21 protein-coding genes and 1 pseudogene are annotated in these 22,203 nt (G+C 70.1%); 7 read left to right on the forward strand and 15 right to left on the reverse strand.

The genetic code is table 11. The features are described from left to right. The first annotated feature begins 176 nt into the window (after positions 1-176). On the forward strand, positions 177-782 hold the full coding sequence (locus Q0Z83_RS29275) for a hypothetical protein (protein WP_317786442.1): 606 nt from the start codon (positions 177-179) through the stop codon (positions 780-782). Positions 783-810: 28 nt separating this feature from the next. Then, positions 811-1,299, forward strand: a pseudogene (locus Q0Z83_RS55935) (2'-5' RNA ligase family protein); the annotation flags it as partial. Positions 1,300-1,482: 183 nt separating this feature from the next. On the opposite strand, the gene Q0Z83_RS29280 reads toward Q0Z83_RS55935, so the two are convergent. The 7 genes from Q0Z83_RS29280 to Q0Z83_RS29310 form a co-directional block, all read right to left on the reverse strand. After that, entirely contained in the window at positions 1,483-2,874 is a 1,392-nt protein-coding gene (locus Q0Z83_RS29280) for an MFS transporter (protein WP_317786443.1), read from the reverse strand. A 369-nt stretch (positions 2,875-3,243) separates the two neighbouring features. Further along, a complete protein-coding gene (locus tag Q0Z83_RS29285) occupies positions 3,244-4,593 on the reverse strand; it encodes an LLM class flavin-dependent oxidoreductase (RefSeq protein ID WP_317786444.1) in 1,350 nt (449 codons plus the stop codon). Between the two features lies 1 nt (position 4,594). After that, positions 4,595-5,491 carry a TauD/TfdA dioxygenase family protein gene (locus Q0Z83_RS29290; RefSeq protein WP_317786445.1) on the reverse strand — a complete coding sequence of 299 codons (897 nt, stop codon included), beginning with the start codon at positions 5,489-5,491 and terminating at the stop codon, positions 4,595-4,597. A 23-nt stretch (positions 5,492-5,514) separates the two neighbouring features. Then, a complete protein-coding gene (locus Q0Z83_RS29295; RefSeq protein WP_317786446.1) occupies positions 5,515-6,348 on the reverse strand; it encodes an ABC transporter permease in 834 nt (277 codons plus the stop codon). Then, a complete protein-coding gene (locus Q0Z83_RS29300) occupies positions 6,341-7,141 on the reverse strand; it encodes an ABC transporter ATP-binding protein (RefSeq protein WP_317786447.1) in 801 nt (266 codons plus the stop codon). The genes Q0Z83_RS29295 and Q0Z83_RS29300 overlap by 8 nt, the downstream gene beginning before the upstream one ends. Further along, the gene (locus Q0Z83_RS29305; RefSeq protein ID WP_317786448.1) at positions 7,138-8,163 is read right to left on the reverse strand and encodes an ABC transporter substrate-binding protein; all 1,026 of its coding nucleotides are present in this window, start codon (positions 8,161-8,163) and stop codon (positions 7,138-7,140) included. The genes Q0Z83_RS29300 and Q0Z83_RS29305 overlap by 4 nt, the downstream gene beginning before the upstream one ends. Positions 8,164-8,516: 353 nt before the next feature. After that, positions 8,517-9,578, reverse strand: coding sequence for a sporulation protein (locus tag Q0Z83_RS29310; protein ID WP_317786449.1), 1,062 nt, complete (start codon positions 9,576-9,578; stop codon positions 8,517-8,519). 211 nt (positions 9,579-9,789) lie between these two features. On the opposite strand from Q0Z83_RS29310, the gene Q0Z83_RS29315 reads away from it, so the two are divergent. Beyond that, positions 9,790-10,248 (forward strand): hypothetical protein, encoded by a 459-nt coding sequence (locus Q0Z83_RS29315; RefSeq protein WP_317786450.1) that lies wholly within the window; start codon positions 9,790-9,792, stop codon positions 10,246-10,248. A 34-nt stretch (positions 10,249-10,282) separates the two neighbouring features. On the opposite strand, the gene Q0Z83_RS29320 is transcribed toward Q0Z83_RS29315, so the two are convergent. Continuing rightward, a complete protein-coding gene (locus Q0Z83_RS29320; protein WP_317786451.1) occupies positions 10,283-12,586 on the reverse strand; it encodes a PAS domain S-box protein in 2,304 nt (767 codons plus the stop codon). Between the two features lie 77 nt (positions 12,587-12,663). Between Q0Z83_RS29320 and Q0Z83_RS29325 the strand changes: the two genes are divergently transcribed. Next, positions 12,664-13,452 carry an SAM-dependent methyltransferase gene (locus Q0Z83_RS29325; RefSeq protein ID WP_317786452.1) on the forward strand — a complete coding sequence of 263 codons (789 nt, stop codon included), beginning with the start codon at positions 12,664-12,666 and terminating at the stop codon, positions 13,450-13,452. On the opposite strand, the gene Q0Z83_RS29330 is transcribed toward Q0Z83_RS29325, so the two are convergent. Both Q0Z83_RS29330 and Q0Z83_RS29335 read right to left on the reverse strand, forming a co-directional pair. Next, positions 13,403-13,678: a hypothetical protein gene (locus tag Q0Z83_RS29330; protein ID WP_317786453.1), complete on the reverse strand. Its 276-nt coding sequence runs from the start codon at positions 13,676-13,678 to the stop codon at positions 13,403-13,405. The two genes, Q0Z83_RS29325 and Q0Z83_RS29330, sit on opposite strands and share 50 nt — an antisense overlap. Positions 13,679-13,700: 22 nt before the next feature. Then, the gene (locus tag Q0Z83_RS29335) at positions 13,701-14,237 is read right to left on the reverse strand and encodes a hemerythrin domain-containing protein (RefSeq protein ID WP_317786454.1); all 537 of its coding nucleotides are present in this window, start codon (positions 14,235-14,237) and stop codon (positions 13,701-13,703) included. A 121-nt stretch (positions 14,238-14,358) separates the two neighbouring features. Between Q0Z83_RS29335 and Q0Z83_RS29340 the strand changes: the two genes are divergently transcribed. Then, entirely contained in the window at positions 14,359-14,673 is a 315-nt protein-coding gene (locus Q0Z83_RS29340) for a DUF3817 domain-containing protein (protein ID WP_317786455.1), read from the forward strand. A gap of 45 nt (positions 14,674-14,718) precedes the next feature. Here the strand turns inward: Q0Z83_RS29340 and Q0Z83_RS29345 are convergent, their stop codons facing one another. The 5 genes from Q0Z83_RS29345 to Q0Z83_RS29365 are packed head-to-tail and all read right to left on the reverse strand — an operon-like array spanning position 14,719 to position 19,846. Continuing rightward, entirely contained in the window at positions 14,719-15,693 is a 975-nt protein-coding gene (locus Q0Z83_RS29345; protein WP_317786456.1) for a cyclase family protein, read from the reverse strand. After that, positions 15,677-16,819, reverse strand: coding sequence for an alpha/beta hydrolase family protein (locus Q0Z83_RS29350; RefSeq protein WP_317786457.1), 1,143 nt, complete (start codon positions 16,817-16,819; stop codon positions 15,677-15,679). Before Q0Z83_RS29350 ends, Q0Z83_RS29345 begins: the two co-directional genes overlap by 17 nt. Then, complete coding sequence (locus Q0Z83_RS29355; RefSeq protein WP_317786458.1) at positions 16,820-17,755, reverse strand: fumarylacetoacetate hydrolase family protein; 936 nt, start codon at positions 17,753-17,755, stop codon at positions 16,820-16,822. Positions 17,756-17,770: 15 nt separating this feature from the next. After that, complete coding sequence (locus Q0Z83_RS29360) at positions 17,771-18,712, reverse strand: VOC family protein (RefSeq protein WP_317786459.1); 942 nt, start codon at positions 18,710-18,712, stop codon at positions 17,771-17,773. A gap of 15 nt (positions 18,713-18,727) precedes the next feature. Then, positions 18,728-19,846, reverse strand: a complete 1,119-nt coding sequence (locus Q0Z83_RS29365) for an FAD-dependent monooxygenase (RefSeq protein ID WP_317786460.1) — start codon at positions 19,844-19,846, stop codon at positions 18,728-18,730. Between the two features lie 112 nt (positions 19,847-19,958). On the opposite strand from Q0Z83_RS29365, the gene Q0Z83_RS29370 reads away from it, so the two are divergent. Further along, a complete protein-coding gene (locus Q0Z83_RS29370) occupies positions 19,959-20,888 on the forward strand; it encodes a LysR family transcriptional regulator (RefSeq protein WP_317786461.1) in 930 nt (309 codons plus the stop codon). A 105-nt stretch (positions 20,889-20,993) separates the two neighbouring features. Next, positions 20,994-22,178 carry an MFS transporter gene (locus tag Q0Z83_RS29375; protein WP_317786462.1) on the forward strand — a complete coding sequence of 395 codons (1,185 nt, stop codon included), beginning with the start codon at positions 20,994-20,996 and terminating at the stop codon, positions 22,176-22,178. The last annotated feature ends 25 nt before the right edge of the window (positions 22,179-22,203 follow it).

Below are 22,203 nucleotides of genomic sequence, written 5' to 3' on the forward strand. Positions count from 1 at the left end.
GTCCCCCTGCGCGACACCAAATCGGGGGGGCGGCGACGGGCGTCACATCATCCGGTCGAGCTAATAGGCTCAGGTCAGCGCCATTCTGGCCGACAAAGCCGGGCAATTCGTCACCACGCGGAGCGGCTGTGGATCGCGGGGCGGTGCTACGTGCATGGAAGGCATATAACGAACGCATGCGCACTGACGAGCTCGCCGACCTGATCGCCGAGATACCGGGTACTGAGGTCTCCGCGGTTCCGGGCATCGTCACCGTGCGGGTGCCGGCGATCGACGACACGGCCCGCATCCTGTTCCGGGACGTCCTGGATGCGTATGAGGTGATGGTGCCGACCGGCGCCCCAGCGGTGCAGGTGGACATCAAGCGCAAGCGCGAGTCCCTGCCACTCATCTTCACCGTCGAGGACGTCGTCTTCGCTCCCGTCTACGCCGACGATCTGGTCGACCCCGAGGACGAGCTGCTGGTGCCGGCGATGCCCGGCATGATCGCGTATTCGGAGATGCACCGGGACGTGCGCGCGCTCGGCAAGGCGATCGACGACCCGGCCGTGGAGCTCGACCCGGAGATGCTCGCCGCCACGATCCTGGCCCACCGCTGCTTCATCGCGGGCGCCATGCGGGTCGGTCTGTGGCCGGTCCGGGTCGCCGCCTGGTGGGAGTACACCTCAGCTCGGGCAGCCACCACGGTCCCCCTGGCCCGGTTCCGTCCCGATCCGCGCTGGGACGAGCTGATGGCCGACGTCACCGAGGCTCGTCGCCAGTCCGCTCCGGCCGAGCTCTGATCGACCGGCTCATGCACGGGGACCTCGGATGAGACGCCACCTGACGATCCTGTTGACCGGGCCGACGGCCGCGCTCTTGGAGAGCCTGCGACGCACGTGGGATCCGGTCATGGCGGCGGTGGTCCCCGCGCACGTGACGCTGATCTACCCCGAGGAGGCTCTGATCCGGCGACCGGCCGCCTCGGCACCGCGGTGGGAGTCCCGTGGCGAGGGACAGGCGACGGAACGGGTCCTGGAGCATCGGCAGGTCGGGGAGCTGATCGCGGAGACGATGCCGTTCCGGCTGCGGTTGGGGGCGATCATCACCCTCGATGAGGGACGCGGCGGTGTGTTCGTGGCCGTTGAGGACGTCGACGGCGCGTGGGCGCACCTCCGCCATCGGCTCCTGGGACCCGCGCCCGGTCTGACCGTCGACTTCCCGCCGCACGCGACGATCGTGCATCCGCGCACGTCGAGTCGTGGCCCGGAGTGCTGGGAGGCGTTCCGCGGCAGATCGCTGAGCGGCGAGTTCACCATCTCGGAGATCGTCCACACCACGACGACCGCGGAGGCGTTCACGATCGAGCAACGGTTTCCCCTGATGCGGTCACCGGCTGGGCCGAGCCCGACCGACCCGGTTATCGAGCAACAGTTTCCCCTGATGCGGTCACCGGCTGGGCCGAGCCCGACCGACCCGGTTGACGAAGCGCGGCGGGCGGGGTCAGGCCGGCGATTCGACGGCGCCGGCGGGCGCGGTCAGGGTGGGGCGGGGCACCTGGATCGCGCAGATCAGCGCGCCGGCCAAGGCGGCGGCGTAGAGCAGGAGGACCGTCACGTAGGACGACTCACCCGCCGACCAGGTGAGCACCGAGCCGCCGACGGCGGTGCCGAGACTGCCGCCGACGGTGCGCATGACGGTGTTGACGGCTGCGGAGACGCCGGTCTGTTCGGCGGGGACGGCCTCGACGACGAGGGCGCCGACCGCGCTGAAGGCCAGTCCGATGCCGGCGCCCATGGCCAGGATGCCGAGGAGGACCTGCGGGAGGGTGTCATGCCAGACGGCGAGTGCCAGGTAGGACAGGCCGGCCGCGGCGATCCCGGCGGCGAGGGCGGCGCGCGGCCCCTGACGGGCGGTGAGTCGGCGGTGGACCGGCATGACCAGGAGGTTGCCGACCGCGGTGGGGAGCATGGCCAGTCCGACGACGGTGGGGCCGGCGGCGAACCGGTCGACGATCAGCAGCGGGATCACCATCCATGAGCCGAACATGCCGAAGCCGAGCAGGAGGGTTGCCGCGTTGGTGGCCCGGACGGTCGGCAGGGCCAGGGTGCGCACGTCGATCAGCGGGCTTCGCCGGTTCGGCGGAGTGGGAGCGGTGCGGCGCTGACCGCGCCACCAGAGGGGGGCGACGACGGCGGTGGCGGTGAGGGGCCACGGCCAGCCCGGTTCCGGGAAGCGGCTGATGGCGAACAGCAGGAGGCCGAGCCAGGTGGAGAGAAGGGCGGCACCGTACCAATCGATCTTGGTTGGCGCGGTTGTCGGTCTTGCCCGCGGCAGTAGGAGGGCGACCGGGATCATCGCGAGCGCGGAGATCAGTGCGGGGATCAGAAACAGCCAACGTGAGGAGAGCAGGGTGAGGATCGGGCCGGCGGTGATGGTTCCGGCGGCACCCCCGACGCTCATCACGGTCGAGATCACGACGAAGGCGCGCGGGCGGGATTCGGATGGGAGGTGGTCTCTGACCAGGGCGAAACAGAGCGGGAAGACGGCGCCACCGAGGCCCTGGATGACGCGGCCGGCGACCATGACGGGCAGGTCGGCGGCGAGAGCGGAGGTGAGGGCGCCGATACTCATGGCGGTCAGGGCTACGAGGAGGATGCGGCGTTTGCCGTAGGCGTCGGCGAGCCGGCCGAGCACCGGTGTGGAGATCGAGGCGCTGAGCAGGAAGGCCGTCAGCAGCCAGGCGGCGCCGGACGGGGTGGTGCCGAGTTCGCGCTGGAACACGCCGAGTGCGGGCACGACCAGCGACTGCAGGACCGAATACGCGGCGGTGGCGAGGCAGAGGCCACCCAGCGCGGCCGTGGCGGCGCGTTTCAAAAGATCAAGACCCCTCATGTCGTACGTTCCACCGCGCCCGGAAAGCACCGTCCCGGTACCGCACTACCCACATTCGGTCCGTCCCGTGGACCTGTCGCGGCTGCTCCACCCACGGCGTTCCCCCGAGCGGTGCCGAGCGGGAGCGAAGACCGTGAGCAGCCGGACCGGACAAGACCGGCAGCGGCCGGACCGGAGAGGGCCAGCAGCGGCCGGACCGGACAACACCGGCAGCGGCCGGACCGGAGAAAGCCAGCGGCGGCCGAACCGGACAAGACCATCGGCGGCCGGGCTGGAGAAAGCCGGCAGCGGGCAGGCCGAGGAAGGCCGGCAGCGGGCGGGCCGGGAAAGGCCGTCCGCCGCCGGGTCCAAAGGGCGGGCGCGCTGCTGTTATCCGGTGAGCGCGTCCGCGGTGACGGCGGTGTTGCGGTTCGCCGGGCGGGGCAGGCCGTAGTGTTCGCGCAGGGTGCGGCCGGTGTATTCGGTGCGGAAGCGGCCGCGTTCCTGCAGGATCGGCACCACCTGGTCGACGAAGGCTTCGAGTCCGGACGGCAGCACCGGGGCCATGATGTTGAAGCCGTCGGCGGCGCCGTTGGTGTACCAGTGCTCGATCTTGTCGGCGACCTGCACCGCGGTGCCGGTGAAGGTGAGGTGGCCTCGCCCGCCGCCGAGTCGGCCGATCAGTTCGCGGACCGTGAGGTTCTCCCGGCGGCCGAGGTTGACGACCAGGGTGCGCCGGCTCTTGGCGCCTTCGATCTGTTCCTCCTCGGGCAGGTTCGCCGGCAGCGGCTGGTCCAGCGACAGTTCCGACGGGTCGACGCCGATCAGTCCGGCGAGCTGCGTGAGGGCGTACTCGGGGCGGATCAGGCGTTCCAGTTCGGCTTCGAGCGCGTCGGCTTCGGCCCGGGTGCGGCCGATGATCGGGACGATGCCAGGCAGGATCTTGATGTGGTCGGGGTCGCGGCCGTGTTCGGCCGTGCGGCGTTTCAGGTCGTCGTAGAACTCCTGCGCGTCGGCGAGCGTCTGGTGTGCGGTGAAGACGGCCTCGGCATAGCGAGCGGCGAAGTTGCGGCCGTTCTCCGACGATCCGGCCTGGACCAGCACCGGGTGCCCTTGCGCGGAGCGCGGTACGTTGAGCGCTCCGGCGACCGAGTAGTAGTGCCCCCGGTGCGCCGGCGGGTAGATCTTGGTGTCGTCGCCCCACACGCCGGTCTCCTTGTCGGCGACGATCACGTCGTCGTCCCAGGAGTCCCAGAGTTTGAGCGACACGTCGACGAACTCGGCGGCCCGTTCGTAGCGCTCCCGGTGGGCGGGCAGCTCGTCGAGGTTGAAGTTGCGGGCCGCGTCGAGCCCGGCGGTGGTGACGATGTTCCAGCCGGCCCGGCCGCCGCTGATGATGTCGAGCGAGCCGAACCGGCGGGCCAGGTTGTACGGCTCGTTGTAGGTGGTGGACGCGGTGGCGATCAGGCCGATGTGCCGTGTCGCCCCGGCCAGGGCGGTGAGCAGCAGGGTCGGTTCGAGGACGCCGGACGGTCGGCGGCCGACCTGGTCCCAGAGGACCGGCCCGTCGGCCAGGAAGAGCGAGTCGAGTTTGCCGCGCTCGGCGATCCGGGCGAGGTTCTGGAAGTGCTCGACGCTCTGGTCGGCGTACGGGTCGCTCTCCGGCAGCCGCCAGGAGGCCTCGTGGTGGCCGACGCTCATCAGGAAGGCGTTGAGGTGCAACTGTCCCGGGCGGGTCATGTCACTGCACCCGCGGGGTGTAGTGGGTGGCCTCGTCGCCTTCGAGGATCCGCGACTTCTCGCCGTCGACACCGACCGGGACGTCCCCGGCGACGGTGACGCGGTGCAGCTTGCGGGCCAGATCGCCGTAGTCGTCGGCGGCGTAGTGCTGGGTGGACCGGTTGTCCCAGACGACGATGTCGCCGACCTGCCACTTGTGGCGCAGGGTGTTCTCCGGGCGGGTCACGTAGTGCTGCAGCAGGCGCAGGATGTCGCGGCCCTCGGTCTTGGAGAGGCCGATGATCCCGGTGACGAAGTTGCCGATGAACAGGTTCGGCACCCCCGAGTCGGGGTTGACCCGCACGACCGGGTGGGCGGTGCGGTAGCGGGTGGAGACGAAGACCTTCTGGTATTCGTCGACCTCGGCCGAGCGGAACTGCGGGTGTTCGGCGTAGTCGTACTCGTTGGAATGCTCGGCCCACAGCCGGTCGGCCAGCAGGCGCAGGTGTTCGGGCAGGTCGGCGTAGGCGGCCGCGGTGTTGGAGAACAGGGTGTCGCCGCCGTACGGCGGGATGACGAGGCTGCGCAGGGTGGTGGCCTTGGGCGGGGCGACCACGAACGTGACATCGGTGTGCCAGGCATTGGCGCGGGCGCCCTCACCACCGGCTACTTCGAGGACGTTGGCCTGGCCGTCGACCGACGGGACGGTCGGGTGGGCGAGGGTCAGCTCACCGAAGATCGAGGCGAACCGCTGGTGCTGTTCGTCGTCGAGGTGCTGGCCGCGGAAGACCAGTACCTTGTGCTCGACCAGGGCGTCGTGGACGGCGCCGGCGTCGCCGGGCTCGATCGGCTGCTTCAGGTCGATGCCGGAGATCTCGGCTCCGATACGGCCACCGATGCGCGTGATGTCGATGCTCATTCTCGGTCCCTTCCAAAAACGGACTAGTTGGTACGCCAGGTGGAGAACCGGCGCTCGGTGACGATGAGGAGCTGGTTGACCAGCAGGCCGATGGCGGAGATGGTGATGATCCCGGCGTACATGTCGGGGACCGCGAAGTTGTACTGGGCGTAGTTGATGAGGTAGCCCAGCCCGGCCTTGGCGCCGACCATCTCGGCGGCGATCAGGATCAGGATCGAGGCGGCGCCGGCCAGCCGGATGCCGGTGAAGATCGTCGGCACGGCCGCCGGGAGGACGACCTTCTGGAAGAGCCGGATCGGTCCCAGGCCCAACGATCGGGCCGACTTGATCAAGAGCGGGTCGACGGTACGGACACCGCTGACCGTGTTCAGCAGGATCGGCCAGGTGCAGCCGTACAGGATGATCGAGATCTTGGAGGTCTCGCCGAGTCCCAGGATCAGCACGAAGACCGGCAGGATGGCCAGGGCCGCGGTGTTGCGGAACACTTCGAGCAGCGGGTTCAGCAGGTTGGCGACCGGGCTGTACCAGCCGATCAGCAGGCCGAGCGGCACCGCGATGAGGATGGCCAGGCCGAATCCGGCGGCCGACCGGACCAGGCTGGCCTCGGTGTGGCTCCACAGTTGGCCGGAGACGAGGAGGTCCCACCAGGCGACGAGCACCTCGGACAGCGGCGGCAGGAAGGTCGCGTCGACCACGCCGAGGCGCGGCAGGATCTCCCAGACCAGGGCCAGGATCCCGATCGCGATCGTACGGGTGAGGACCGCCCCGGTGACGCGGCCGGTGGCCCGGATCGCCCGGCTGAGCGGGTAACCGGAGAGCTCGCCGATCGTGGGGCGGGTCCCGATGATGCTAGACATCAACCGTCAACTCCTCGTTGCGGGCCCGGTCGACCTCGTCGCGCAGCAGCGTCCAGATCTCGTGGCGGTACCTGGTGAACTCGGGGTCGGAGCGCAGGTCCTCGGTGGCCGATCGGGCGTCGATCGGCACCTCGACGACCTCCTTGATCCGTCCGGGTCGGGAGGTGAGGACGGCGACCCGCTGGCCGAGGTAGACCGCCTCCTCGATGCCGTGGGTGATGAAGACGATGGTCTTGCCGGTCTTCTCCCAGATCCGCAGCAGTTCGTCCTGGAGACCGTCGCGGGTCTGTGCGTCCAGGGCGGCGAACGGCTCGTCCATCAGCAGCACGTCGGGGTCGAAGGCAAGGCTGCGGGCGATGGCGACGCGCTGTTTCATGCCGCCGGACAACTCGTGCGGGTAGCGGTCGTGGAAGCCGGCCAGCCCGACCAGGTCGAGGTATTCGCGGGCCTTCTCGGCGCGTTCCCGCCGGGCGACGCCCTTGGCTTCGAGACCGAACTCGACGTTGCCCTGGGCGGTGCGCCACGGCAGGAGCGCGTACTGCTGGAAGACGATGCCGCGGTCGAGGCCGGGGCCGGTGACCGGCTTACCGTCGACCAGGATCCGGCCGCTGCTGATCTCGCTGAGGCCGCCGAGCAGGTCGAGCAGGGTGGATTTGCCGCAGCCGCTGGGGCCGACGATGACCAGGAACTCGCCGTCGCGTACCGCCAGGTTGATGTCTTGAAGGGCGGTGACCGTCTTGCCGCGGGCGTTGAACGTCTTGCCGACGTTCTCGAAGGCGATCTTGGCGGTCACGCCGCACCGCCGGTGGCGTAGGAGTTGTAGTCGTTGCTGTAGATGTCGCCGGCCTTGATGTCCTTCTTCAGCTCACCGGCCCGGTCCAGCCACTCGATCCAGGTGGTGAACTCGCGCTCCTCGATGACGCCGCCCTTGCCGTTGACGCCATAGCTCTTCCAGAACGTGGTCTGGCTGTCGTCCTCCTCGCGGCCGCGCTTCTTGATGATCTCCTGGAGCTTGCTGATCACCTGCTCGCGCGGGGTGGTGCGGGACCATTCGATGGCCTTGCCGACGCCGGAGACGAAGGTCCTCACGGTGTCCGGGTTCTTCTTGAGGAAGTCGTCGCGGAAGATGTAGCTGCCCGCGGTGAACTTCCCCAGCAGGTCGTAGTCGGTGTAGAGGGCGTGCAGACCGCCCCGCTCGAGGGCCTTGTCGCGCAGCGTGCCGCCGAGGGCGGCCACGTCGATCTGCTTGGCGCGCAGCGACTGCTCGGTGTTGACCGGCGGCACCACGATCAGCTCGACCTGCTTGATCTCGTCGTCGGTGAGACCGGCCTCGGCCAGGTAGGTCTTGGTGATCGCCTCGGAGTGGGCGCCGAGGGTGTTGACGCCGATCTTCTTGCCGATCAGGTCGCGGGCCGACTTGATCGGGCTGTCGTCGAGGACGTAGAAGCCGTTGAAGGTGACGTCGTCGACGCCGTAGTAGCCGATGACCGCGGTGATCGGGGCGCCGGAGGAGGCGAGTTTGACGATCGCGCCGTTGAAGGCGCCGCCGAAGTCGGTGTCGCCGGTGGTGGCGGCCTGAATGTCCTGCGGGCCGCTGATCGTGTTGCCGATCCAGTTGAGCTTGAGATCGCCGAGGTAGCCGAGGTCGGCGGCGAGTTCGGGCAGCGTCACCGAACCGACGTTGCCCTGGTAGCGCAGTTCCTTGACCTGGTCGCCGGCGGCGGCGGGCTCGTCGGATCCACCGCAGGCGGCGAGGCCGGAGACGGCGAGGACACCGGCCAGGGCGGCGGCGAGAGCGGATCTGCGGGTGGTCATCGGGGCTCCTTAGGGAGGGAGGGCGCGTGTCATCGACCGGCGGGCCGCGTCGGTCGCCGGTTTCATAGGCAGGTTTCAGCGCGCCGGCGGAGTGCCGGCGGTTTCAGAGCGGGGGCCTGGAGGGGCGGGACTTCGCCGTCCCACTCAACAGGCGCAGGTACACACCCGGAGGAAGTCGACGAAGCGTCGCCTGATGAGGCGCTTGCTTCGGGTCATGCGAGAAACGTAAATGGCCCCGCACGCTACGTCAGCCATTTTGTGACCCAGGCCACATGCATTTCCCATAGAGTGAGTAGAGATTGGGTCGCGAAAAAGGGCGAGAGCAACCGCTCCCGCCCCTTTGACCTGGCTTTTTACTCGCCGAAGTCCTCGAACGCGTCGCCGACCTCGTCGATCGCCTCACCGGCCAGGTAGCCGGCGGCGAGACCACCGGCGATGCCCATGGCCATGCCGCCCATGCCCGAACCGTGGTGGCCGCGCCGGTAGTGACCGTGGTGGCCCTGCCGGTAGTGACCGTGGTGACCCGGCCCGTGGCCGTAACCGGGCTGGGGGTGGCCGTAGCCCGGCTGCGGGTGGTGACCGTAACCCGGCTGCGGGTGGTGACCGTAACCCGGCTGCGGAGCGCCGAAGCCCGGCATCGACTTGCGGCGGTCGACCGACTGGCGGACCCAGCCGTCGACGACCTGACGCCAGTCGGTGGTGTCGGCGTCGGCGTGCGACACCGTGTATCGACCGTAGGTGTCGTGGCCCTGGGTGAACAGGCCGCCGCGCTTGTCGAACTCCAGCACCACCTCGACCTGGTGCGGGCTGGTCACGAAGGTCAGCTCGACCTCGTTGATGGCGTGCGCATACTGCTGCGGCGGGAAATACTCGATCTCCTGGTAGAACGGCAGCGTCTGGTGGACGCCGTAGATCTGCCCATACTCCAGGTCGGCCGACTTGAACCGGAATCCGAGCTGCTGGAACGCGTCGAGGATGCGCTGCTGGATCGGCAGCGGGTGCACGTGCACCGCGTCCAGGTCGCCCTTGTCGATCGCCCGGGCGATGGCCAGCTCGGTGCGCACGCCCATCACCATGCCGCGCAGCGTCTGCCCGTAGACGGTGGTGATCGGGGTCTCCCACGGCATGTCGATCCGGAACGGGATGGCCAGCTGCTGGCCGGGGTGCAGGCGCATCGGACCGGTGACCGGAACCCGCAGGAAGTCGGCGACCGCCGAGTAGTCGCCGCCGCCCTCCACCTCCATCCGGGTGACCAGGCCGAGGGTGATGTGCTCGATGTCAGCGTCCTGCGTGCCGCCGACCAGGTTGACGTTGCCGGTCAGCGGAGCACCCGGGTAGGTGCTCGGGTTCGACAGCACAGTGTCGACGCTCGGGCCACCGACTCCCAGGGCACCGAGCAACTTCTTGAAGACCACGATGTTCTCCCGCTTCGAATACGTGCCTGGTGAAACCTAACAACGCCCGCTGAACGAACGCTGAGAAAGTGCTGGTCCTGCGCGATCCCGTACCAGACGGTACGACGTTCGCGCAAGGTTGTGGAGCGGAACGGAGTCACCACCACCCGATCCACACAGGACCACGACGGGGTTTTCCGGTGACCGCCGCCCGGCATATTCTGCGCTGGCCATGGCCATCGTCGCGCCGCCGTATCGGCCCTCCTCGCCGGGGTTCCCGCCGGTCGACTCGTCGCGCCGTGACGACGGCTCGGCGATCGCGGTCACCCTTCGGCACGCACCGCTCGCCGTCCTGCTCCGGCTCTACGTGCCGGTGCTGGAGATCGACGGGCAGGGCGTGCCGGCGTACTGGGGGCGGGTCGTGCAGTCGGTGGCGCTCGGCGAGCACCATGTGCACGTCCACGTGCCGTGCCTGGCCCCGTCACGGATCGGGTCGGCCGACACCACCGTGGTGGCGCTGCCGGGGCACACCGTGGAGTTGGAGTACCGGGCGCCGATGCTGTCGTTCCTGCGCGGCGCGCTCGGGCTCCCGCCGCAGCGCTATCCGGGGGCGGTGGCCGCCGCCGCGCTGCTGGTGGGTGCCGCCACGCTGGCCGTCTGCGCGTGCATCGGACTGTTCCTGAACGGCTGAGCCACGGCGCGGGGCGCACCGGACCGGGGCGGGGTCACGGGCGGGCACGGAGCTCGTCGTGCAGGGCCCGCATCAGATCGGTGCTGGTGAACGGTTTCTCCAGCAGATGCACGTCGGCGGAGAGGGTGCCGTGTGTGGTGAGCACCGGCTGGGCGTACCCGGACATGAAGAGAACCCTGGTCTCCGGCCACCGGGACCGGACCGCGTCGGCCAGGTCGCGGCCCAGCATGTTCGGCATGATCACGTCGGTGAGCAGGACGTCGACGCTGTGCGTCGCGGCCAGGCGCAGCGCCTCGTCGCCGCCGTCGGCGGCCAGCACGGTGTAGCCGCCGCGCCGCAGGATCCGGCAGGTCACCTCGCGCAGCGCGCTCTCGTCCTCGACCACCAGCACGGTGGCGCCGTGCCCGGCCAGCCCGGCCGCCGACTCCTCGGCGCTCTCCTGGAGGGCCTCGGCGTCGGTGGCCGGCAGCAGGATGGTGAACGTGGTGCCGATGCCCGGCTCGGAGTGGATCTGCACGGTCCCGCCGGCCTGGGTGACGATGCCGTAGACGGTGGCCAGGCCGAGCCCGGTGCCCTGACCGCTGGGCTTGGTCGTGAAGAACGGCTCGAACGCCTTGTCGATCACCTCCTTCGGCATGCCGGTGCCGGTGTCCGAGACCCGCGCCCGCACGTACCGGCCGGGCGGCAGGCCGGCCCGGGCGGCGGCGTGCTCGAAGTCGACGTCGACCAGGGCGGTGTCGATGGTCAGGCGGCCGCCGGTGGGCATCGCGTCGCGGGCGTTGACGGCCAGATTGACCAGCACCTGCTCCAACTGGCCGGGATCGGCCATCACCGACGGCAACTCGGCGGTGGTCCGCACGGTCAGCGCGATGTGCTCCCCCAGTGACCGTTTCAGCATCTGATGCACCTCGGTGACCACGGTGTTCAGGTTGAGCGGGCGCGGGCGGATCACCTCCCGGCGGGCGAAGGCGAGCAACTGGTGGGTGAGGTCGCTGCCGCGGCGGGCGGCCCGGGCGATCTGCTCGGCGTCGACCGCGGGCGGGGTGCCGGCGGCGTCCTCGACGATGAACGACGCGTAGTTCAGGATCACCGCGAGCAGGTTGTTGAAGTCGTGGGCGATCCCGCCGGCCAACTGACCCAGGCTCTCCAGCCGCTGTGCCTGCTGCATCCGGGCTTCGAGACGCTGCCGGTCGGTCTCCTCGCGCAGCCGGCGACGCTCCTCCTCGGCGGCCAGCCGGTCGGAGACGTCCCGGACCACCGCGACGATCACCACGCCGCTGTCGGTGTGCAGGGCGCTGCACGCGATGTCGACGGGGATCTCGATGCCACCGCGGCGGGCCGCCCGGCGGGTCGCCCAACGCTGGTCGGGCTCCTCGGCGGAACGCTCCGAATCGAGCGGGGTGCTGTCGCCGCCGGTGCGCAGCACCACCGACGCGGCGGGCAGACCGTCCGGCAGCAGCAACGCCACCGGCATGTGCAGCAGGTCGTAGCGGGGATGGCCGAACAGCCGCTCGGCCTCGGCGTTGACCAGCACCACCTCGCCCGACTCGGCGACACCGAGGACCGCGTCCGGGGCGGCGTCGAGGATCGCCTGCACCCGGGCCTCGGCCCGTTCCCGGTCGCTGATGTCGCGGGTGATGCTGGTCGTGCCGACGATCGTGCCGCGCTCGTCGACCAGTGGGGACACCAGCGTCGACACCGCGATGATCTCGTCCTTGGCGGTCCGGCGGACACTGCGGTAGCGATCCACCCGGCCACCCAGGCGCACCATCAGCCGGACCTGCTCCTCGTCGCTGCGGCGGTCCTCCGGGATGATGCCGTCGATCGACCGGCCGATCATGTCGGACGCCGGATGGCCGTAGAGGATCTCGGCGCCCGGGTTCCAGGAGAGCACCCGACCGTCCAGGTCGGTGGTGACGATGGCGTCGTGCGACGACTGCACGATCGAGGCGAGCAGCGAGCGGGTGCGGGCCGCCTCACGCTGCACGGTGTCGTCGCGGAGCACGGCGGTCACGTACGTCTCCCCGTCCGGTGCGGCCACCGCGGCCAGCGAGATCTCGACCGGGAAGACGCTGCCGTCACGCCGGAGACCGCGCAGCGGCATGCGCCGCAGGGGCTGATGCTCGCCGGACAGGTACCTCCCCCGGTGCCGGGGATGCCGGTCCCGGGCGTCCTCCGGAACCAGGTCGTCGACGGATCGCCCGACCAGGTCGTCGGTCCAGCCGAACATGTCGTGGGCACGACGGTTGGCCATGGTGATCGTGCCGTCCGAGCGGCTCACGATGATCGCGTCCGGGGCGGCGTCGAGCAGAAGCCCCGGGATGCCGGTTGACTCCACCGATGCCCTCCCACCCCATAAAATACGTCTATCCTGATATTTCGGTACGAGGTTGGGGGCTTAGGGGAAAAGCTGGCATGAGCACCGTACCGTCGCCGATCGACCCGAACCGTCCCAGTGCCGCCCGCATCTACGACGCCCTCCTCGGCGGCACCCACAACTTCGCCGCCGACCGGGCGGTGGCCAGCCGGGCCGCCGAGATCCTGCCCGAGATCCCCCTGATCGCCCGCGCCAACCGGGACTTCCTGCACCGCGTCGTGCGGTATGCGACCGCCCGTGGCATCCGCCAGTTCCTCGACCTCGGCTCCGGCATCCCGACCGAGCGCAACGTGCACGAGGTGGCCCGTGCGGAGGCGCCGGACACCCGGGTCGTCTACGTCGACACCGACCCGACCGCGGTGCTCTACGCCCGGCACATGCTCGACGACGACGAGCAGACCGCGATCGTGCACGGCGATCTGCTCGACCCCGCGACCGTCCTGGCCACGCCGGCGGTCCGCGGCCTGCTCGATCCGAGCCGGCCGGTGGCCGTCCTGCTGATCGCGGTGCTGCACTTCGTGCCGGATGGGCCGGAGCTGGACTCGGCCCTGCACGCCTACCGCGCGGCGGCCGCCCCGGGCAGCCTGCTGGCGATCTCGCACGCCACCGCGTGCGGCTCGCCCGAGCTGACCGCGCGGATCGCCGAGCTCTACGGCCGCAGCGGGACCCCGCTGGTGCTGCGTGACGCCGACCGGGTGGCGGAGTTCTTCGACGGTTGGGAACTGGTCGAGCCGGGCCTGGTCCTGGGCCCGCTCTGGCGCCCGGACGGCGACCCGGTCAGCGACGCGGAACGATTCCTGACCCTGGCCGGCGTCGCCTCGCGATAGCGATCCCGGCGTCGGCCGGCCGGTCGTAGCCGTCGCAGCTGTCCTCCGGCTCGACCTCGATGAGATCGAGCAGGTCCGGCCCGGAGTGCCCGGTGTCGACCGTGCCCCCGATCAGGCCGAGCAGGGCCGCGCAGTTGCGCCCGTACCCCTGCACCATGCGATCCACCCGGGTGGGGTGCCCGCAGCGCCGGCACGGGCGCATCCGCTCCGTTGACGACTCACCCACCCGACCAGTATCGGCGGGCCGGTCAGGATTCGCCGACCGCGTCCGCCAGTTCCTGCTTGTTCATCCGGGACCGGCCGGGGATCTCCTGCTCACGGGCCTTCTCGTAGAGCTCCCGCCGGGTCGCCTCGTGCGGGTCGCCGCTGGTCGCCTCCAGGAAGCGGCGGCCCATCTCCGCGCGCTCGTCGTCACCCAGGCGCTCGGCGAGGACCGGCAGGAGTTCCTCCTCCTCTTCCTGCACGTGGTGGCGCAGTTCGCCGGCGATCGCCGCGACGGTGCCGTCGTAACCCGGGTCGTCGGCGTCGCCGCGCAGCAGGTTCTGCAGCATCTCCTCGACCTGGTGGTGCTCGACGGCCCCGTCCTTGACCTCGTCGCCGGCCTCGGCGGCCAGGTCACGGATGGCGGGATAGACGAACGACTCCTCGGCCTCGGAGTGCGGCAGCAGCAGCCGGGCCACCTCCTGCATGAGGGCCGCGCTGTCGCCGTCGCCCTTCTCGGCCCGGGTCAGCAGCTCCTCGACCTGACGGTGCTGCTCCTTGATGATCTCCACAATGTCCGGCACGACCCCTCCTCTGTTTCTCAGGACAGGGGCGAGTTACCCGAAACCGGACGGATCATCCTTCAGGATTTACACATCTTCCCGGTCGTACGCTGCGGGGGAAGCATGTGAGGGGAGTTCAAGGGTGGAACCGTTCCGGATCTTCCGGGTCACCGCGATCGCCGAGGCCTTCTCGTGGACCGGCCTGCTCGTCGGGATGTATCTGAAATACGTCACGGAGACCACCGAGGCCGGGGTGTGGCTGTTCGGCCGGCTGCACGGCGCCCTGTTCATCGCCTACCTGGCCGCCACGCTGTGGGTGGCACGGGCCGAGCGCTGGTCGCTGTGGCGGGTGCTGTTCGGGCTGGCCGCGTCGATCCCGCCGCTCACCACACTGATCTTCGAGCGCTGGGTGGCCAGGCGCCGCCCGGCGGCGGAGCCGGCGGCCGCCACCGCCTGAGTTCCGCCGGCGTTGGGGGCGTGTCTGCCGACGCGCCCCCACACGTCATTTGACCGCGATCGGGTTCACCGGTGAGCCGACCGCGCCGGTGATCGGCAACGGGGCGGCGGTCAGCCAGAACTCGTAGACCCCGTCGTCGGCGCAGTCCGCGGCCAGGGCGTCCAGGTCCCACATCTCGCCCAGGAAGAGACCGATGTGCGGGATCGCCACCTGGTGCAGCGGCTGGAAGGCGTCGTCGAACTCGTTCGGCCGCACCTCGAAACCCCAGGTGTCGGTGGCGATCGCGGCGATCTCGGTCGAGTACAGCCAGTCGGCGGTGGTGAACGACAGACCGGGAGCGGGCCCACCGGCATAGTCACCCCAGCCGTCGCGGCGGGCTCGGGCGAGCTGCCCGGTGCGTACCAGGACGATGTCGCCTCTCCCGATCGCGACGCCCTGTCGCGCCGCGGTGGCGACCAGGTGCGACTCGGTGATCGCGAAACCGTCCGGCAGGTCACCGAAGTCCAGCAGCACACCCCGCCCGGTGATCACGTCGGCGACCGTCTCGATCCCGGTGAACCCGTCACCGAGGCTGGTCACCACGTCGGCGGCCCGGCGTCCGTTCCAGGCATACCCGTGGTCGAAGATGTGGCCGAGCCCGTCCCACTGGGTGGAGCATTGCAGCGGCATGGCGATCACGTCGTCGGCTCCACCGATGCCGTGCGGGAAACCCTGCACGCCGGCGGCCGCGTCGGTGCCGGTGTCGAGCATCGTGTGCACCGGGTTCGTGCGGCGCCGCCAGCCCTTCTGCGGGCCGTTCGCGTCGAACGACTGCGACAGCGAGAACGACACCCCACGACGCACCAGCGCCGCGGCCTCGACCCGCTTCGCCGGGGTCAGGAAGTTCATCGTTCCGCGTACGTCGTCCGCACCCCACCGGCCCCAGTTGGAGCACCGTTTCGCGGCCGCCGCGACCGCGCCCTCCGGGTCGGCCCGGGAGAGCATCGAAGGGTCGACCGAAGGATCAGCCCTGGAGGACATCGAGGATCCAATCGGCGATGTACGTCTGGACATGCGCGAAGTGATCGAGGCCGATGTGCTCCGCCCCGCCCTCGGCCGGGGTGAAGATCCGCAGGTCCCGCCGGGGTGAGTTGACCGCCTGCTCGTACGAGCGGTGCGCGTAGTGCAGGGGGATCTGCCGGTCGTTCTCGCCGTGGCAGATCAGGAACGGCACGGTGATGTGCTCGACCACGCCGTCCAGGTTGACCGCCTCGGCCTTCTTGATGAAGGTGTCGAGGTCGTCCTCGCCCCACACCCAGAGCACGTGGTCCCAGTAGTGCGGGACCGGGTTCTCGCCCTCGCGCTCCAGACGGCGCTTCTGCACGGCACCCCAGTCGTGGTTGGCGCCCCAGGCCACGCAGAGCGCGAGCCGCTTCTCGAACGCGGCCGCCCGGGGCGCGTAGTAGCCACCCAGCGACCAGCCGACCAGCCCGATCTTCCCGGTGACGACGTCCTCGCGGGTGAGCAGGTAGTCGACGCAGGCAGCGGCCCAGTCCTCGGTCTCGACCCGGGACTTGAGGTCGTGGAAACGCAACGCCTCCCCGCTGCCGGGGCAGTCGACCATCAGTGTGTGGATGCCGCGGGCGGCCATCTCGTGGGCGAACCCGGAGGCGTACATGTGCTCCTTGGTCGAGTCGAGCCCGTTCCACAGGATGATCACCGGCGCCGGAGAATCCGAGGCCTTCTTGAAGTACGCCGGAAGCAGCGCACCCTCGAACGGGATCGCCACCCGGGTGGTGTCCGGGTCGATCAGGTCGAACGTCTTCTGCTGCAGGTCGAGAAGCCGCTGGTAGAACGCCTTCCGGTCGGGCGACTTGGCGCTCTGCATCCGCTCGGCCTGGGCCAGGTAGTTGGTGGCCCGCTGATACTTCTGTCCGGCGGTACGGGTGTGCCCGGCCGCCTCGTCCGCGGCCGCCTGCGATGCCAGGTCCTCGGCCACGGCGGCCCAGGACGCCATGAACTCACGAGTCCCGACGTCGGCGCCCTGGGCGGCCAGCTCCTTGATCGGCCGGCAGGCCCGGTCCACCTCGTCGATCAGGCCGCCGCTGTTCAGGGTGGCGACGACGCCCAGGTTCCAGACGTAGTTGCCGGGGAAATACTCGAACATTCAGTGCTGCCTTTCTGCGCGCGCCCGGGCCGTGTCACGACGCCGGACGCGGGGAAGCTCATCGGTGGGAGGTGCCGAGGTGACCCGGTTGGTGAGGCTGCCGATGCCCTCGACGGTCAGCGTCACCACATCGCCGTCGGCCAGCGGGGGCGGGTCCTGACGGCCGTTGCGGCCCCACAGCTCGGCCAGGCAGCCGCCGTTGCCGACGGTGCCCGAGCCGAGGAGGTCACCGGGCTCGACCCGGGAATCCCGGGCGGCGTAGGCGATCATCGTCTCGAAGGTCCAGCCCATGTTGCCGAGCAGGTCCCGCCCGACCTCGACGCCGTTGATCTCGGCCGTGCACCAGAGGTCCAGGAACCCGTCGGCGTCCCGGGACGGTTCCAGTTCGTCGGCGGTGACGATCCACGGGCCGAGGCTGCTCGCGAAGTCCTTGCCCTTGGCCGGGCCGAGCCGCACCTGCATCTCGCGGCCCTGCAGGTCACGGGCCGACCAGTCGTTGAACACGGTGTAGCCGAAGACGGTCCGGCCGGGGCCGGCGATCGCGGCGACCTCCAGCTCGAAGTCGCGGGCCACCGACGCGGCCGGAAACGGGATGTCGTCGCCGGGGCCGTAGATCGCGTGCGGGTTGGTGAAGTAGAAGGTGGGCGCGTCATACCAGGCGTCCGGCACCCCGGCCGCGCCGTCGATGCTGCGCCGCACACCGTCCACGTGTTCCTCGAACGCGACGAAGTCACGGAACGAGGCCGGTCTCAGCGGTGCCAGCAGACGGACCTCGGCGAGCGGCAGGGTCTCCGCGACGCCGAGCCGGTACGCCGCGTCGATCCCGTCGGCGACGATCGCCTCCATCGTCGGACCGCCCGCGAACACCCGTACCGTATCGTCCTGGATCCTGCCGGTTTTGATCGTGCCGGCGTGCCGGAAACGTGCGAGGCGCATGTCGGTGGCTCTCTCTCAGACCGGCGGCGCGACGAAGACGCCGCGGTCGACGTCGTTGAAGGACTGCTTGGCGACGAACTCGGTCATCGGGTTCGCGGTCCCCCACTGGTCACTGACGGTGGGGTCGGAGAAGTCGTAGATGTGCGGGTGCCACGTGTCCTCGTCGAGTTCCTCCAGCTCGGTGGTGTACTCGATGGTGTTCCCGTGCGGGTCGAGGAAGTAGCTGAACGTGTTGTTCCCGGCCATGTGCCGGCCCGGCCCCCACACCTTCTCGACACCGCCGCGCAGCAGCCGGCCGGTGCCGCGCATGTACTCGTCGATGCCGCGCATCTCGAACGACGCGTGGTGCAGGGCGACGTGCGGGCCGCGCGCGATGGCGAGGCTGTGGTGCCATCGGTTGGTCCGCATGAACCACATCATCTCGCCCATCCGCGGGTGCATCAGGGTGTCCGAGAGGGCGAAGTTGAGGTGCTCGTGGTAGAAGGCGACGGTCGCCTCCGGGTTCGGCGAGTTGATCACCACGTGGGAGAGTTTGACCGGGACGGCCTCGCCCTCGGCCAGCTTGCGGTGCTGCCGGACGGCCACGTCGCAGGACACCTCGACGGTACGGCCGTCGAGATCGAAGAAGCGAAAGCCGTACCCCCCGCCCGGGGTCTGCAGTCCGCCCGGCTCGTTGATCAGTGTGACGCCGGACCGGCCGAGGCGTTCGGCCAGCGCGTCGACGTCGGTCTGGTTCGCCGCACCGAAGGCGATCAGGTCGAGCCGCTTCTCCGCCGCCTTCCGGAGGCGTACCGAGTACTGCTCGGGGGAGCCGGCCGCGGCCAGGAAGGCGATGCCCTCGTCGGTGGTCTCGGCGTCCAGGCCCCACATGTTCGTGTAGAACTCGAGCTGCCGGTCGTAGTCCGGCACGGCCAGGTCGACGTGGCGCAGGTGGGTGATGAGGCGTTCGTCGTTCATCTTCTCTTCCTCGGCTCAGGCGGGTTCCGCGACCAGATGCGCGACGCGGGCCATCAGACCCGGGACGTCGCCGCGCTCGTGGGCGAGCTGCCAGCGGGTCAGTTGCAGGGAGGCCTCGACGACCGTCTTCGCGCGGTCCAGGCGGCGGGCGGTGAACTCCGACCAGAGCGCGTCGGTCAGGGCGTCGTCGCGGAGCAGCAGTTCGGCCAGGACCGACGCGTCCTCCAGGGCCTGGGCGGCGCCCTGGGCCAGGGTGGGCGGGCAGCTGTGCGCGGCGTCGCCGATCAGGACCACGTCGCCCCGGTTCCACGGGCCGTCGATGACGTGGCTCTCGAAGGCGGTGTAGTTGACGCGGGCCGGGTCGGTCAGGTTCTCCCGGATCTCGTCCCACGGCCCGTGATAGGCGGCGGCCAGCTCGCGCATGGCCGTGAGGGCTTCCTCGGGCGACAGGCCGGAGCGGTCCCGCACGTCCTCGACCAGGTACGCGTACAGGGTGTCGGCCCCGGTCGGGCAGTAGCCGGCGATGTAGGCGGGCCCGCCGTAGAACAGGTCGGTCCGGGTCACGCTCGCCGGCCGCCGGGTGAACGTGCGCCAGATACCCATGCCGACCGGCTGCGGCTCGACGTCGATGCCGAGCTGCCTCCGGGTCCACGAGCGCAGCCCGTCCGCGCCGATCACCAGGTCGTAGCTGTCGACCGAGCCGTCGTCGAAGGTGACCGTGGTGCCGTTCAGGGCGGTCGGCTGCACCCCGAAACGGATCTCGGCCCCCTTGGCCGAGGCCTGGTCGATCAGGATCCGGGCGAGGGTCGGCCGGTACATGCCGAGTGTGGCGGGCAGGTCCTCGCCGCCGGTGCGGATGTCGGTGAGCTCGGCGATCAGGGTGCCGGCCGGGTCCGGGGCGCGCAGGCCCAGCGTGTCGAACTCGTACCCCTCGGCCTTGATCTTCTCCCACACGCCGAGCTGCCGGAGCACCCGCAACGCGTTGCCCTGCAGGGTGATGCCGGAGCCGAGGGCGGCCACATCGGGTTTCAGGTCGACCAGCTCGACCGAGACGCCGCCCTCGGCGAGCAGGATCGCCGCGGCGGCGCCCGCGGCGCCGCCACCGACGACCAGAACATTACGAACTGCCGGCACGGCGGTTTCCCTTCTGTTTCCCCTGTGACTGGGACCACTGTCCCGTGCGGCCGGGCCATCAGGGAAGCTCAAGTTGGTGATCGCAGCCATAGGCCGGGCTTATAGTGACGGGATGGCCGTCGACCGGGTGCTGGCGAACCTCGACCTCAACCTGCTGCTCACCCTCGATGCCCTGCTCAGGGAGCGGAACGTGACACGCACCGCGGAGCGTCTCGGGGTCAGCCAGCCGGCCGTGAGCGGTGCGCTCAGCCGATTGCGGCGGCACTTCGGCGACCAGTTGCTGGTCCGGGTCGGCAACCGGTACGACCTGACGCCGCTCGCCACCCGGGTCGCCGCCCTCACCGGCCCGGCGCTGGCCGGGGTGCGCCGGGTGTTCGACGCGACGGCCGAGTTCGACCCGTCCGGACTGGACCGTGAGTTCACCATCGTCAGCTCGGACTACGCGGCGACGATCCTCGGCCCGCTGATCGCCAGGCGGTTCGCGGCCCAGGCACCCGGGGCCCGGCTGCGGTTGCAGCAGACCACGCCGTACGCGGTGGACCACGCCGCCGACACGCTGCGCAGCGCCGACGGGCTGATCATCCCGCACGGTTTCGTCACCGGGCTGCCCTATCTGGACCTCTACGCCGACCGCTGGGTGTGCGTGGTCTCGGCCGACCATCCGGACGTCGGCGCGGCGCTCACCATGGACCAGCTCGCCGAACTGCCCTGGGTCGTCATCTTCGACCGGCCCACCGCGTTCGCCCCGGCGTCCCGGCAACTGCGGATGCTGGGTATCGAGGCCCGCGTCGAGGTCGTCGTGGACGGGTTCGCGCAGATGCCGTTCCTGGTCGCCGGCACCCGCCGGGTCGCCCTGCTGCAGGAACGGCTGGCCCGGCTGGTCGCCCCGGTCGCCGGAATCCGGCTCCTGGACTGCCCGTTCGACGTCGTGCCGGTGGCCGAGGCGTTCTGGTGGAACCCGATGTTCCGCAACGACCCGGCCCACATGTGGCTGCGCGATGTCCTGATGGAAGCCGCCGCCGAACTGCGCCCATCAGCCTGACTTATAGAGGGCATCAGCGGATCCGTCTTCCGCTGATGGTGCGCGTCCGCACATAGTTCAGGGCCACCACGTGTGACCTGGACCACTCATCATGAAGGGCCTTCCATGCCCGCTGTTCTCCAGCGACAAGCCGGCCTGCCGCAACTCGTCCTGCTGCTCGCCGGCAGCTGTCTGTCCGTTCTCGGCGCCGTCCTCATCGCGCCGGTACTGCCGCAGATGACCGACCACTTCGCCGGCACACCCGGCGCCGACGTGCTGGTACCGATCGTCCTCACCGTCCCGGCGCTGATCATCGGCCTGACCGCGCCGTTCGCCGGCTTCATCGCCGACCGGATCGACCGCAAACGGGTGCTGATCATCGCGATGGTCGGCTACACGATCTTCGGGACCGCGCCGCTCTACCTGGACTCCCTCGGCTCGATCATCGGCAGCCGGGTCCTCGTCGGACTCTGCGAAGCCGCGATCATGACGTGCTGCACGACGCTGATCGCCGACTACTGGTCGGGTCCGCGGCGCAGCCGGTACCTCGGTCTGCAGACGTTGCTCGCGTCCGTCTCGGCGACCGTCTTCCTCGGCATCGGCGGGGCGCTCGGCTCGTCCGGCTGGCGCACCCCGTTCTGGCTCTACCTGGTGGCGGTCGTGCTAGCCGTACCCATGGCGCTGGTGATCTGGCAGCCGGTCTCCGCCCCCGAGAAGAACGCACTCCCGCCGATCCCGTGGCGTCGACTGCGGGTGCCGTGCCTGGTCACGCTGGCCGGTGGAATCGTGTTCTACGCCCTGATCGTGGAACTGTCGTTCGTCCTCGACGAGGTCGGCGTCACCGCCACCGCCACGATCGGCGCGCTCAGCGCTCTGATGTCACTGGCCACCGCGATCGCCGCCGGCTCGTTCGCGAAACTCTCCGGCCGTACCCCGCGCGAGCTGCTGCCGGTCGCGTTCGGACTGCCCGCCGCCGGTCTCCTGGCGATCTGGTCGAGCGGTTCGGTTCCGGTGATCACGGTCGGCGCGGTCCTCACCGGCGCCGGCACCGGCCTGCTGCTCCCGGTACTGCTGACCTGGGCCACGAACGGCCTGTCGTTCGCCGAACGCGGCCGCGGCACCGGCCTCTGGACCGGCACCCTCTTCATCGGCGAGTTCCTGTCCCCGGTCCTGATCACGGCGCTGGCCGGCGCTTTCGGCGGCCTCCGGCCGGCTCTCGGTGCCCTCGGTGTCCTCACCGCGGTCCTCGCCGCCGCCAGCCTGGCGATCGTCCCCCGAAACGCAAACCCACTCGACGTCACCCACGACTGACGATCCGGTCCGGTCCCGCTTTCCA

The sequence above is a fragment of the Actinoplanes sichuanensis genome, assembly GCF_033097365.1.
Taxonomy (GTDB): domain Bacteria; phylum Actinomycetota; class Actinomycetes; order Mycobacteriales; family Micromonosporaceae; genus Actinoplanes; species Actinoplanes sichuanensis.